This window comes from Arthrobacter sp. StoSoilB5, from assembly GCF_019977235.1.
GTDB lineage: Bacteria > Actinomycetota > Actinomycetes > Actinomycetales > Micrococcaceae > Arthrobacter.
In genome coordinates this window covers 614,254-627,292 of sequence record NZ_AP024646.1, presented here as the reverse complement: position 1 = coordinate 627,292, position 13,039 = coordinate 614,254, and the positions used below count along the sequence as shown (strand labels likewise).

At 62.3% G+C, this 13,039-nt stretch carries 13 protein-coding genes and 1 pseudogene; 7 read left to right on the top strand and 7 right to left on the bottom strand.

The annotated features are described in order from the left end of the window. Window positions 1-52: 52 nt before the first annotated feature. The gene (locus LDN75_RS03055) at window positions 53-652 is read right to left on the bottom strand and encodes a TetR/AcrR family transcriptional regulator (protein WP_223935721.1); all 600 of its coding nucleotides are present in this window, start codon (window positions 650-652) and stop codon (window positions 53-55) included. A gap of 145 nt (window positions 653-797) precedes the next feature. On the opposite strand from LDN75_RS03055, the gene LDN75_RS03050 reads away from it, so the two are divergent. Together LDN75_RS03050 and LDN75_RS03045 are read left to right on the top strand one after the other, a co-directional pair. After that, the gene (locus tag LDN75_RS03050) at window positions 798-3,290 is read left to right on the top strand and encodes a glycoside hydrolase family 3 C-terminal domain-containing protein (RefSeq protein ID WP_223935720.1); all 2,493 of its coding nucleotides are present in this window, start codon (window positions 798-800) and stop codon (window positions 3,288-3,290) included. A 158-nt stretch (window positions 3,291-3,448) separates the two neighbouring features. After that, window positions 3,449-3,748, top strand: a complete 300-nt coding sequence (locus LDN75_RS03045; RefSeq protein WP_216921958.1) for a DUF4193 domain-containing protein — start codon at window positions 3,449-3,451, stop codon at window positions 3,746-3,748. 102 nt (window positions 3,749-3,850) lie between these two features. On the opposite strand, the gene LDN75_RS03040 is transcribed toward LDN75_RS03045, so the two are convergent. The 3 genes from LDN75_RS03040 to LDN75_RS03030 form a co-directional block, all read right to left on the bottom strand. Next, on the bottom strand, window positions 3,851-4,060 hold the full coding sequence (locus LDN75_RS03040; protein WP_223935719.1) for a hypothetical protein: 210 nt from the start codon (window positions 4,058-4,060) through the stop codon (window positions 3,851-3,853). Continuing rightward, window positions 4,038-4,415 (bottom strand): LapA family protein, encoded by a 378-nt coding sequence (locus tag LDN75_RS03035; protein WP_223935718.1) that lies wholly within the window; start codon window positions 4,413-4,415, stop codon window positions 4,038-4,040. Before LDN75_RS03035 ends, LDN75_RS03040 begins: the two co-directional genes overlap by 23 nt. A gap of 218 nt (window positions 4,416-4,633) precedes the next feature. Continuing rightward, complete coding sequence (locus LDN75_RS03030) at window positions 4,634-4,864, bottom strand: hypothetical protein (RefSeq protein WP_223935717.1); 231 nt, start codon at window positions 4,862-4,864, stop codon at window positions 4,634-4,636. A gap of 336 nt (window positions 4,865-5,200) precedes the next feature. Here LDN75_RS03030 and LDN75_RS03025 point away from each other — a divergent pair, with 336 nt between their 5' ends. Then, window positions 5,201-6,589 (top strand): potassium transporter TrkG, encoded by a 1,389-nt coding sequence (locus tag LDN75_RS03025; protein WP_223937462.1) that lies wholly within the window; start codon window positions 5,201-5,203, stop codon window positions 6,587-6,589. A 21-nt stretch (window positions 6,590-6,610) separates the two neighbouring features. On the opposite strand, the gene LDN75_RS03020 is transcribed toward LDN75_RS03025, so the two are convergent. Then, window positions 6,611-6,835: a hypothetical protein gene (locus LDN75_RS03020; RefSeq protein ID WP_223935716.1), complete on the bottom strand. Its 225-nt coding sequence runs from the start codon at window positions 6,833-6,835 to the stop codon at window positions 6,611-6,613. 86 nt (window positions 6,836-6,921) lie between these two features. Here LDN75_RS03020 and LDN75_RS03015 point away from each other — a divergent pair, with 86 nt between their 5' ends. Then, window positions 6,922-7,386: a MarR family transcriptional regulator gene (locus LDN75_RS03015; RefSeq protein ID WP_223935715.1), complete on the top strand. Its 465-nt coding sequence runs from the start codon at window positions 6,922-6,924 to the stop codon at window positions 7,384-7,386. 21 nt (window positions 7,387-7,407) lie between these two features. Here LDN75_RS03015 and LDN75_RS03010 read toward each other — a convergent pair. Further along, window positions 7,408-7,602: pseudogene (locus LDN75_RS03010) on the bottom strand (M24 family metallopeptidase); the annotation flags it as partial. 58 nt (window positions 7,603-7,660) lie between these two features. Between LDN75_RS03010 and LDN75_RS03005 the strand changes: the two are divergent. From LDN75_RS03005 to LDN75_RS02995, 3 genes are all read left to right on the top strand, one after another. Then, a complete protein-coding gene (locus LDN75_RS03005; RefSeq protein WP_223935714.1) occupies window positions 7,661-8,311 on the top strand; it encodes an SSI family serine proteinase inhibitor in 651 nt (216 codons plus the stop codon). Window positions 8,312-8,345: 34 nt separating this feature from the next. After that, the gene (locus LDN75_RS03000) at window positions 8,346-9,212 is read left to right on the top strand and encodes a 3-methyladenine DNA glycosylase (protein WP_223935713.1); all 867 of its coding nucleotides are present in this window, start codon (window positions 8,346-8,348) and stop codon (window positions 9,210-9,212) included. A gap of 64 nt (window positions 9,213-9,276) precedes the next feature. Beyond that, entirely contained in the window at window positions 9,277-9,666 is a 390-nt protein-coding gene (locus LDN75_RS02995; RefSeq protein ID WP_223935712.1) for a serine protease inhibitor, read from the top strand. A 72-nt stretch (window positions 9,667-9,738) separates the two neighbouring features. Here LDN75_RS02995 and LDN75_RS02990 read toward each other — a convergent pair whose 3' ends face one another. After that, window positions 9,739-12,906: a S8 family serine peptidase gene (locus LDN75_RS02990; protein WP_223935711.1), complete on the bottom strand. Its 3,168-nt coding sequence runs from the start codon at window positions 12,904-12,906 to the stop codon at window positions 9,739-9,741. Window positions 12,907-13,039: the final 133 nt, after the last annotated feature.

The window sequence follows — 13,039 nt, the reverse complement described above, 5'->3', positions numbered from 1 at the left end:
TCGAGGTTTACCCAAGGAAGGATCGGGGCAAGCGCCCCGGTCCTTCCTTGCGTTAACCTTTGCTGCGCTGTACCGGAGCCAGCAGGACGTCGATGAGTTGCCTCAGCCCATCGGCCATGTCCACGTCTTTGTCATAGAGCCACTGCAACTGCAGGCCATCGAACGCCGCAACCACCAGCCGTGCAAGCATGGCTGCCTCCACGTCGCTCCGGACTTCACCGGCCTGTTGGCGGCGGACAATGTCCTCACAGACGTTCCGCACCACATTTTCGTACCGTTCCTTGAAGTAGCCGTGGGAGTCATGTCCGGGATCATTGGCGGTGGCCGATGCAACAGCGTACAGCGTGGTAAGACCCGGTTCGTGGCGGTTCCGCTCGGCGATCGGCGGCATCAGGCGAAGCCCCACTTCCTCCTGGCCAACCACCGCCATGGACCGCCGGTCGCGCTCGGCCAGGACTGCAGTGAGGAGCTCCTGCTTGCCCTTGAAATAGTGGAAGAGAGTGGCTTCCTTCACCCCAACGAGTTCCGCCACGCGCTTGAGCGCAGTCCCTTCGAATCCTTCCGTCGCAAAGACGTCCGTAGCCGTTTGGATGATCTGTTCGCGGCGTTCGGCACCCTTCGCGTATTGCCCGCGGGCCTTGGAAGTAGACATTGGGTCAGTCTATTTCACGAACAAAATCGAGTAAGACTTGATTTGTTTTCACAAAAACCTAGTCACACTAGATTTTAGTCGCTAGAGTCTCTCAATGAGACCTACCGGCACCCTCCTGGTCATCCGCATCAAAGGAGTCAAGTAAATGAACCCCACACTCTCGCAGGCAGTCCTGGCAACAAACGTGCCAAGTGCCGAAGAACGCATCCGCGAGCTCGCACAGAGCCTGTCCATGGAGCAGCAGATCCAACTTCTGACAGGAGCGGACGTCTGGTCCACCCGTGCCATCCCGGAAATCGGCCTCAGCCGCATCGTCATGTCCGATGGGCCTGCAGGCGTCCGCGGCGAAGACTTCGACGAACGCCACGACTCGATCTCCCTCCCGTCATCCTCCGCCCTGTCCGCTACGTGGAGCGTAGAAACCGCTCGCCGCTACGGCCAGGTCCTCGGCCAGGAGGCCCGCCGCAAAGGCGTCCACGCTGTACTCGGCCCCACCATCAACCTGCATCGGTCACCCTTGGGTGGCCGTCATTTCGAGTGCATGAGCGAGGACCCCCGACTCACGGCAACCATGGCCGCCGGTTACGTTGCCGGGGTGCAGTCCATGGGCGTCGGGGCTACTCCCAAGCATTATCTGGCCAACGAGGCCGAGACGGAGCGATTCACTGCAGACTCCGTGGTGGACGAACGCCCGCTGCGTGAGCTCTATTTGGCAGCGTTCGAAGACGCCATTACCGAAGCCCGGGCTTGGCTGGTCATGAGCTCCTATAACTCCATCAATGGCACCACGGCGAGCGAAAACAAGCTGCTGGAAACCCCGCTCTCCACGGAATGGGGCTTCGACGGCGTCGTGGTATCCGACTGGACCGGAGTGCGTTCCGTTGAAGCAGCAAACGCCCACCAGGACCTGGAAATGCCAGGTCCCGTAGGCCATTGGGGACCCAAACTTCTGGCCGCCGTCAATGATGGCCGCGTCAACCATGGCGCCATCCTGGAAAAGGTCACCCGTATCCTGCGACTCGCTGCCCGCGTCGGCTCACTCGAAGGCTTCGAGCCCGCCGTCGCCGAGCTCCCCGCGAAACTGGACGGTGCCGCCGTCGCGCGTGAAGTCGCCGTCCGCGGCGCCGTGCTGGTTCGCAACGAGGGAAGCATCCTTCCACTGGATGCCTCGACGCTGACGAGCGTGGCCGTGATCGGCCACAACGCTGAAGAGGCCCGCACCCAAGGCGGCGGGAGCGCCACTGTGATGCCCAAGTACACCGTCTCGCCCTTGGAGGGGCTGCGGAAAGCACTGCCCGACGGCGTCAGAGTCACCTATGCGCGTGGCGCGAAGGTGGCCGAGGGCCTCCAGGCGTTCCCCCGGACTTCGCTGCAGAACCCCGTCTCCGATGTGCCTGGAATCCGGGTCACTTTCCTGGCGGAGGACGGCTCGGAGATCTCCGGCGAAGACCGCCTGGCTTCACACCTGGTCTGGTTCGGTATTGGCATCCCCGACGACGCCGCCATCATCCGGATGGAAACCGATTGGACTGCCGAAGTAGCCGGTGTCCACCACCTCGGAGTGGGCACCGTGGGGCAAATCCGCTTCTCATTGGACGGAGCGGAGGTCTTCAACGACGAAATCCAGGACGACACCGACGTCTTGGGTGCCGCGCTGTTCGATCCTCCCAAGACTGTTCACGCCATCGAGACCACGGCTGGCCAGGTTGTGCGCATTCAGGCCGAATACCGCCTGCCCAAGCAACAGGTCATCCCGTTCACGGCCATCCTGCTGGGCGAAGAAACAGTAGTGGCCGATCCTCAGGCGGAGATCGATGCCGCCGTGGAAGCCGCCCGTAACTCCGATGTTGCAGTGGTAGTAGTCGGAACCAGTGCGGCCATCGAATCCGAGGGCTTTGACCGTAAAGACCTGGACCTCCCCGGCTTCCAGAACCAGCTCGTGGAGGCTGTGGCCGCGGCCAATCCACGCACTGTGGTAGTTGTGAACTCGGGTTCGCCTGTGGTGATGCCGTGGTTCCGGAAGGTAGACGCCGTGCTGCTGGGCTGGTTCGGTGGACAGGAGTTCGGCACCGCAATCGCAGACATCCTGCTCGGCGCCGAGGAACCCGGGGGTCGCCTGCCAACAACATGGCCAGCGGCCCTGGAAGATGTCCCCGTCCTCAACACGACTCCCGTGAACGGCAAGGTGGTCTATTCCGAGGGAATTCACGTTGGCTACCGTGCGTGGCTCAAGCAGCAAGCGGCTGGCGGCGCGGCTCCGGCGCTGCCTTTCGGCTTCGGGCTCGGGTACACGACGTTCGAGTTCGGCGCCGCACACGCACCACAGTCGGTCACGGCTGGCAATGACGCGGTAGTGCACGTCCCGGTCCGGAACACCGGTACCCGCACCGGACGCGAAGTGGTTCAGGTCTACCTTGAGCGTGCCGATTCCGTCGTCGACCGCCCGGTCCGTTGGTTGGCCGGTTTCGCCGGAGCGCACCTTGCGCCGGCCGGCACCGACAGCGTTGAAGTCCGCATCCCGGCAAAGGCTTTTGCGCATTACGACGGCGGCTGGAAGTTTGAGCCCGGAAGGTTCCGCCTGCTGGTGGGTCGCCATGTTGCGGACAGTTTCCAGACTCTGGACATCGACCTGAGGTAATAATAGAGGGCAATTGGCGCGAGGTGGCGGCCTTTTTTGGGCCGCCACCCACGTGGTTTTCGCCACAAGCGCCGCATCTGGGGTATGGTATGGAATTTTCATGGCATGCTGTACGTTGCATACCCGGTAACCCCCTAACACGAAGAGGCATCAAAAAAGTGGCAGCCGACTACGACGAACTCCGTACCGATGTGAAAGAGAACCAGGAGCAGTCCCTCCAGGCGCTCCAATCCGCCAGTGCCCCCACGGCCAAGAGCGTGGTTCTTGAACTCGACGAAACCGACGGCCTGGACGCCAACGGTCCCGGCGGCGAAATCGTCGCCGAAGAACTCATCATCCAGGTCATCCCCCAGGCTAACGACGAGTTCACTTGTAACTCATGCTTCCTGGTCCGCCACCGTTCGCAGATTGCCCGCGAAAAGGATGGCGTCGCCTACTGCACTGACTGCGAAGGCTAAGACGACCACCACCCCGGCGGAACATAAATCGTCAGGGAGTGCCGCCGTCGGGATTAATTGCGGAAGGACCGGAGCAACACGCTCCGGTCCTTCCGCACTTAACTAGTTCCCGGCCTCTTCCGCCGTGTACTGCTGATCGGCCCCAGACTTATTCGGCTCGGACTTATCGGGCTCGGAGAGTCGCTCCTCGTCCGTGTATTCAGGGGCGACCACCGGGGAAAGGGCGTCACCAAGGAGACCGGCAGCCTCCCTGCCATCCTCCGGATCAGGCCGGTCCGGCGCCTGCTCGTCATCCAGCGGCGTGTCCGTCATAGCCCTTCTCCTGTCCAGTGATCCTCTTCCGCCGCCGATGGTTGCCCCCTCTGAGTTGCAGAATCCGCGCACCGCCTGCCAGCGCCACCAGCACGCCTCCTCCAACGGCTGCGATGAACAGCGTGGTGCCGAGGGCCAGGACCCCCTCCAAGCCGAAGAACCGGACGGTAACCATGTCCTGGTTTTGCACGAAGAACACGATCAACAGGACCAAAACCACCAGGCCCACAGCTACGGCAACCCAGATTGCTGCCGTACGCGTGGGACGGGAACTGCCCGGTGCCACCCGTCGCTGCGGGTAATGCGCCCGTCCAGAGCCTCCCTGGGCCATTGCGGCATCATCTTGAGCACTCATTGACAGCCCCTTTATTTCCAGATTGATTTCCCAGGACGCATGCGTGTACTTCACATATTCGTCCACTTCATATAATAAGCATGCTTATGAGTCACTCAACAGTGGCACGGCGGGCCGGGGTCAAGGGAGGGATGCATGCTGCGCGAGGCGTACTCCACGTAATGAAGGACCGGAGTTCGCGGTCCGGTCCTTCGGTATCGGATGCCTGTTTTTGGCGGTCACACGCTGTAGTCAGTTGAAGTTGGCCCGGGATCGTCGTTCCGGACAGCGTAGTGATGACCTTCGGAATCGGTCTCAACGTCGAAATGCTTCAAGTCTTCCTCGGAAGCCGTTTCGAAGTCGTCGTGTTTGTGCACGACGGGGGCGTCCGTGTCCCCATGGGTTGCTGGTCCGAATACGGACTGCAGCCGCTCGGTCACGTGCTGAAAGCTTTCCAACTTGCGTCCCATGTTCTTCCACCTCCTTTCGACGGGAGAGAGAAAAGCGGCAGGACGGCGCATGCCGTACCAGTACGCCAATTTTACGCCCGCCGGCGGGAAAAGGCGCGCGGACAACAGGGCGTTAAGGATTCATAAAGACTGCCCGCAACCGAGGCTGATGGCAATTATCCGATGCTACGCTCCGTGGTGTTCCCGGCGGCCAACCAACTGACTGGGTCAACCAACCGACTGGGCGACACCCCAGACCGGAGCCCACGTTGGCCTACGGGCGGAAAGGACCATCCCATGCGGGCACCACACAGATCCGTCCCCATGCGTGGTGGTGCCTCCGGACAACTGGGCAGCATGGTCGACCTCAGTAATGGACGAGTGAAAACGTGGATCACAGGCCAAGGCAACAGGCTGCAGCGCGGGCTGCTGCATCCTGTGCGCTCCGTACCACTGGCGTTCATCGTGGTCATCTTTGTTGGCGCAGGTCTCCTGATGCTGCCCATGTCACGTACGGACGTAGACGCAGATTCTGGACTTCCGGCGCTGTTCACGTCCGTGTCTGCCGTCTGCGTCACCGGCCTGATCACAGTGGACACTCCTACCTATTGGACACCCTTCGGGCACGCGGTGATCCTTTGCCTGATCCAGGTGGGAGGATTCGGGATCATGACCCTGGCCACCTTGCTCGCCCTGCTGGTGCGAAAGAGCATTGGGCTGCGTGGCCAGCTTGTAGCGCAGTCTGAAACTCACACGCTGAACTTCGGGGACGTCCGCTCCGTCCTCTTCCGCGTCGCCCGGATCATGATACTTTTCGAATCCGCCACAGCAGCCGTACTGACCATTCGCTTCTGGTTGGCCTACGACGACAACCCCGGCACTGCCCTATGGCACGGGACGTTCCATGCTGTTTCTGCGTTCAATAACGCCGGCTTCGCCCTCTACAGCGACAACCTGATTGGTTTCGCTGGCGACCCCTGGATCATCGTCCCCATTTGCTTGGCCGTCATTACCGGAGGCCTCGGATTCCCGGTCCTGATCGCCCTGCTCAGGGGCGGGGTGAGGATCAAGGACTGGACAGTCCATCTACGGCTGACCGTCTTCGGCACGTTGCTCCTCCTGGGAGTGGGCGGCGCCCTCTTCGCTGCTTTTGAATGGAACCGCGACCAGACACTTGGCCAAATGTCCCTGGGCGGAAAACTCCTGGCGACGCTTGCCGGGAGTGTATTTCCCCGCACGGCGGGATTTAACAGCGTCGATTACGGCGCCGCTTCTCCCGAAACCCTGATGATCACCAACATCCTCATGTTCATTGGAGGTGGCAGCGCCGGCACCGCCGGGGGAATCAAAATCACCACATTCCTGGTGCTTGGATTCGCCATCTGGAACGAGATCAGGGGCCGGGAGCATGTCACGATTGCTCATCGCTCGATCAGCTCCCCAGTGCAGCGGCAGGCTCTCTCGGTGGCACTGCTCGGGGTCGGCGCAGTGGTGGGAGGAACCCTGCTGCTGCTGATGTTCACGGACTTTGGCCTTGAGAAGGTCCTGTTCGAATCCATTTCCGCGTTCGCCACTGTTGGTGTCAGTACCGGGATCACCTATGACCTGCCGGCCAACGCCCAATGGGTTCTGATGGTCCTCATGTTCACCGGCCGAATCGGCACTATTACGGTCGGATCAGCCCTCGCTTTGTCCTCCCGCCCACGGCTCTACCAGCTCCCGGAAGAACGCCCCATCATTGGCTAGGAGCGGGGTGCGGAGAAAGGCTTAGCGCAGCGACTTATCGTCCGGATTGCGGGGAACCACATACGTGCTGCCATCGGGGCGGCGCAGCGTTTCCCACTGTTGCGTCTCAGCCTGCCGCTGGGCGAGGAGCCTGCGGTTGGCTTCTGTCATTTCGTGATCGATGGAGCTGCTGTGCGCGGGGCCAAAGATAACCCTCAGCTTTCCCGTGGCGCGCATGAACTTCTGGGTAAAGGATTCCTTTGCCACCCGGATCGACTCCTCTTTTAGACGGTGCAACATGTTCATAGTACGCTAATAATTAGTACACTAACTAATCCGGCGGGAAGACAACCATGACTCATGCCATCGAGACCACCCAGGAAACTGACGACCTCCTCTTGGAGCGTCAACTGTGCTTCGCGTTAACCGTTGCCTCGCGGAGTGTTGTGGGCATCTATAAGCCCATCCTGGAACAGCTCGGACTGACCCATCCGCAATACCTCGTGATGCTGGCGCTCTGGGAGCGGAGTCCCCGGACACTTAAAGACATCAGCGATACCCTCCTTCACGAGCCCGCCACCCTGTCCCCACTCCTCCGCAGACTTGAAGAAGCCAAGCTCATTACCCGCGAGCGCGTGGCGGGCAATGAGCGCGCGCTTGCAGTCAAGCTAACGGAACAGGGAGCAGCGCTGAGGGAGCAGGCAACCGCGGTTCCTGGCACCATCCGGGAGCGCCTGCAGCTCAGTCGCGAGGAGGTGGCCGAACTCCATCAGGCAATGACAGGCCTCATCGCCGCCACCCAGCGCAGCGGCTCCTGAGGTAGGGGTCAACGCAGCGTACAACAGCCCGGGGCGCAACGTGTACCCACGCCCTGGCCGTCCGGTGTTCACTATGTGCGGGTCTTGGTGCATGGTGGATCCGATGCCATGGCCGCCGAACTGGGTGTTGATGGGATACCCGGCTTCGCTGAGGACAGAGCCGATGGCATGGGAAATGTCACCCGTACGGGCGCCGGGCCGCGTGGCTACCCCCGCATTCCCCACCAGCTTCCTGCACCAATCGGCGTAAAATGGCAGCAACCAAGGAGATTCCATGCGCTCGCGCCGCTTCGACCGGGCCCCACAGACTGCCCGGGCCCCACAGACCGTCTGGCCCCTACTGGCTGCCCGCCCCCTACTGGCTGTTCTGGTCCTCGCCGGACTCGCCGGCTGCTCGGGTACCCCCGCCCCGGGCGGGTCGAGCAGCGCTACCTCCGTGTCGCCGTCGTCCGTCAGTCCAAGCACCGCCTCCCCGAGCGGCACGCAATCCAACCCCGCGCCCACCGAGGTGCCCACAACCCTCGGCCCTGACGATACGACGCCTGACCCCAGCTTGCCCGGAATGACGCCCACACCGGGACAAGGCAACGCCGAACTGTCCATCACGGTGCTGCAGTCAGCCGAGGCAGCACCGCAGAACTATACGCTGGTCTGCATAAACGGCTCCCCGGCAGCCGAAAGCAAGCACCCAACCGCAGACGCGGCCTGCAAGGCCCTCAAGGACAATCCGTCGCTCCTGAACCCTGCCCCGATCAAAACCGATCAAGCCTGCACGCAGCAGTACGGCGGCCCGCAAACAGCCAAGGTGACTGGCGCCGTTGACGGCGTGGAAGTCGATGCCTCCTACAGCCGCACCGACGGTTGCCAGATCGCCTTGTGGGATGCGGCCAGCGCGATCATCGGCTCCAGCGGTGGAGCAGCCTAGGCCACAGCACCTCCCCCAAGAGCAGTGGCTCGGGATGGAGGCAGCACATCATGCACGCGTCGCGCGCTACGCGGACCCATATTTGGCACGCCGGTCGGCCGGACAGAAACACCCCGTGGAGGACTTCCTCTTCACGTATTACACCCAGAAGCCTGGCCAACTGCTGCGCTGGCATCCCGGCGATGGCGTAGTGCTGAGCGGCGAGCGCGTCCTTGAGCGCGCCAACTGGAAGTTCTACCGCTTGCTCGACGACGGCCACCTTGCAGCAGTCGGACTGCCGCCAGGTACGCCCGCGGTCACCTTTGACCGGGACAGTTTCATGGCCCAGCGCGCCGAGGCTGTCAGTTTCGCCGGTATCATCCTCACCGGCACCGCGAAGCGTCCCGCGCAGTTCGGCTGCTTCGGCCTCCATGAGTGGGCCATGGTGTACCGGCAGGAGAAATTCGAACTTCGGCACGAGTACCTGCAACTGCGCCTGGGCGGCGAGGGCACTGACACCGTGGTGGAGGAGAACCGCATCCGTTGTTCCCACTTCGATGCCTTCCGCTTCTACACACCGGACGCCATCCCGCTCAACGAGCTCACGCCCACACGCGAGAACCAGCGCACCATGGAACAACCGGGCTGCCTGCACGCCAACATGGACCTGTACAAGTGGGCCTACAAACTGACGCCTGCGCTGCCCAGCGAGCTGGTGATGGACTGCTTCGAACTGTCGTGGCGGATCCGCATCATGGACATGCAGGCCTCCCCTTATGACCTCGAAGAATGGGGCTACCCGCCCATCAGGATCGAGACACCGCAGGGCAAGGCCGAGTACGTTGAGTACCAGCGGGCTTTTGCTGCCGAATCCCAGGCGCTGCGGGCCCGCGTGCTTCAGGCAATCGAACCGCTTCTGTAGAGAAGCCGGACCGTCTCCCGGGACTCCTTGCCCAAGCACCCGCCGCCACCAGCGAAAGGTAACCATGGTTTCCCCCGACAACAGCGGGTACGACGTCCACCTCACGGTCACGCTGACTGAGGCACCTGGCGCCACACCCACAGAGTTCTACCTGCGCTCCGCAAAAGGAATACTCTCTTCGGAGCCGGACGCCATCGAGTCGAACCTACCGGACGCAGGCGCAGCCCTTGCCGCCGTCGAGCAGTTTGGCGAGGAAGTGTTCTTCCCGGTTCCACGTCCGGACAGGATCTGCACGCAACAGTACGGCGGCCCCCAGGTGGCCGTTGTGACAGGTTGGTTCCGTGGGCGGAGGGTCCACAGCCAGCTGAGCCGGACCGATGGTTGCGAAATCGCACGCTGGCGCAGCATGGCACCGCTCCTGGGCGGCACAGAAGGATCCACCGGCGCCATCTAGGCCCTCACCCCAGGGCGAAAACAGCAGTGGCCGGCGGGATCATCCACCGGCCACTGCTCTCATTTCAACAAGCTAGCTCGCGTTGTTGCTTTGCGTCGGCTCGTCTGCGCGGACCTTCTTGTCCTGCTTTTCCTTCGTCGGGTTCTCGTTATCCGGAACAATGGCGGCACCGCTTTGGCTCACCACTACCGTGACGAAGCTGGGCTGGCTGGTGCCGTCGAACGTCAGACGCCCGATGTACGAGCCTGGCGTCAGGTTGGTCCAGTTCAGCGAGATGGTCCCGGTCTTGCCGTTGGCGAGGCTGATCGGGTTGGGCGTCACCGTGGCGTTGCCCTCGTTGGCACCCAGGACCGCCGCATCAACTGTTGCCTTGGTGGGCTGGTTGTTGGGGCTGGCATAGAGGTTGGCGAAAACGTAGTAGTCGCCCGGTGCCGGGTTGGGCACCGTCACGGATTCGCTGGCCGAGGCCGTCGCGGACGGGAGCTGCTGCCCCGCCGGAGTAAGGACCAACATGTCGAAGTCCGCCGCTTCGTCGGAGGAAATGACCGAGAACTTGGCCAACGCGCTGTTCTCACCCACCGTGACCTTCTTGACGAAGTTCGAGGCGTTGGTCTCGCCGGCAAAGGGACCGGGGACCAGTTCCACGGCAGAGGAATCCGCCTTGGACAGGCCATCTACCGTGACTCCCACAGGTGCGTTGGTACCGGAGACGATGTTGATGGCCGCTGAGCCGTTGGGACCCGTTCCCGCGAACGCCATGGCCTTATCCGCGATCACGGACTGCGGACGGACAGCAATCGGGGAGGTGACGGTCTTGTTGGCTCCCTGCCAACTCAGCGAACCCATGGCGAACTTACCCAGGGCAGCGTTGTTGTTTTCGAACTGCACCTTGAAGGTCTTCTTTTCGCCCACAACGCCAAAGTTCAGCACGGACGGCGTGACCTTGACGTTGACGCCGGGAACGTTGACCGAGGCTCGGTAAAGGCCCGGCGTCAACGCTGTAACCGTCCGGGTGACCTCGATCTTGCCGGCCAGGTTACCCAGTGCAAACGAGGGGACGTTCATGTCCCGCGGCTGCGTGGTGCCCAGTCCCTCAATGCCGAGGTCCATCCCCGTGCCCTGAACGAATTTCAGATAGTCCTCGGTGGTGGCGTCGTACACCAGGCCCGGGCTGAGGACCTTTGCCGGGTCCACCTGCCCTGCTCCGGTAGCGAAGACGTCCTTGTTGATGGCGCCGTTGGCCAGCTTGACCGGGCCAGCGGTGGTCATCATGGCGGACTTCACCGTTGCCGGGGACCACAGCGGGTTCTTGCCCAGGATCAGTGCCCCGAACCCGGCCACGTGCGGTGACGCCATGGACGTTCCGGACAGGAAGCCAAAGTTGTCGCCACCGGTTCCGATGGGTGAAACGCCTGCGAGGATTGCGACGCCGGGTGCTGACACGTCGGGCTTCAGAAGGTCTGAATCCGTTGCCAGCAACGGACCGCGGGACGAGAATCCGGCGATCTGCGGCTGCGCCTCCAGGGGCAGGCCCGTGGTGTCGTGGTTCAGCAGGGACACGGTGATGGCCGGGTTGGCCGCGACCTTGTCCTTGATGGCCTGCGTGGCCGGAGGGTTCACGTGGACGGTGGGAACAGCGTGCTTGTCCGTGTCCAGCGACGATTCCGTCAGGTTGACCAGGATCATTCCCACGCCACCGCCTCGAAGGACCTCCGCGCTCTTGGCCGTGCGGTCAACCACGCCACGGTTGCACACCACAACCTTGCCCACGATCTTGGCGGGATCAAGGGACCCGGGAGCACACAGAGCCGCGTCACCTTCACCGCTTGCAGCGTTGGTGGAAAGCACGACGCCGGCCCCGCTCACCTCGTGGTTCATGATGCTCGCTCCGCGGAACTTGCTGCCATCGGAGAATTCAACGGTGCCCTGAAGTTCCTGCGAGAAAGAGGTGGCGGCCACTGTAGTCAACCAAGGTGCTCCGTGGTTCACGGTGCTGGCCGTTGGCCCGGAGTTTCCGGCAGAGGTTGCCACGAAAATCCCGGCCGACGCAGCAGACAGGAACGCCAGCGATACGGGATCGGTGGTGGATGTGCTGGAACCGGAAATGGAGTAATTCAGGACATCCACGCCGTCCAGGATGGCCTGCTCAATGGCGTCTACCGAAGCCGAGCCGTAGCAGCCACCCGTTGTGGGATCTGTGTCTTCCCAGCAGACCTTGTAGATGGAGAGCTTGGCGGCCGGAGCGATGCCGCTGGTGATACCGAAGCTGCGGCCGTCCACTACGGCGTCCACATTGCCGTTGCCGGCCGCGGTGCTTGCGGTGTGGGTGCCGTGGCTATCCACATCAACGGGCGAGATGACTTCCTCGGGGGCGCGGTTTTCCGGCGCAACAGTTTGCAGGAAGGCGTCCGCGAAGTAGTGGGTGCTGAGCACCTTGGAGTTGCAGGCGCTGCCGTCGTAGTCGCCGCCTGTGTCCGTACCGGGCTGGCACTCGCCGATGAAGGTGTCGCCATCTGCCTTCAGCATGGCGATTTTGCCGTCAGCGGTCTTATAAGGGACGCCAACCTGGGGGCTGCCGACCAGGGGACCGACCGGTTCGCCTGCAAAAAACGGATTAGAGGGGGTGTAGCCGGTGTCGATAACGCCAACAACGGTGCCCTTGCCGGCGTTCTCCTGGCCTCCGTATTGTGTGGCCCAAGTGCCATTGGGGCCGCTGAGTTTCAGGAAATCAGTGGTGGAGTAGTCCGGTGCGTACTGCGTGTCCGGCGCTACCATGAGGACCTTCGGGTCTTTGGCCAGATTGATGGCCTGGTCTGCCGTCAGGTTGGCGCTGAAGCCGTTGACGGCGGTGGTGAAGTCGCGCTCAATGGTGACGTTTTCCTGCTGCGCAACTTCTTGCTGCGCCTGTTGCAAGTGTTCTTGGTATTCCTTCACCTCGACGCTGCCGGAATCGAGCTTCTTGCCCTCTTCCGGCTTGGTGGGCGCAAGACCAGGGGTACCGCCGTCGTAAATTGCCGCAGGCTTTTCTGCCAGGACAACCATGTAGCGGCCATCCTTGTAGGCGCTGGGGTCAAGGTTCTTCTTGGCCACGCCTGCCAGATTCCCGGACACGGTCTCCGGCGAGGGAGCTGCCTGGGCCGGCAACGCCACGGAAGAGAGCAGCAACGGCAAGCCCACGGCGAGAGCCGCTGCCTTTCGAAGCCCCCCGCTTCTGACGAAGCTCTTTCCTTGTGATTTCACGAGTGATAGCACCTTTCACTGAGTGAGGCCCGGGCTCCATCGCCAAGGCCTGTCAACATTTGAATCGCTGCGTTCGTGACAGGTCTTGTCAAAAATGCGCAACCAGTCGAGTCACAGAGTACAGACTGAGAGC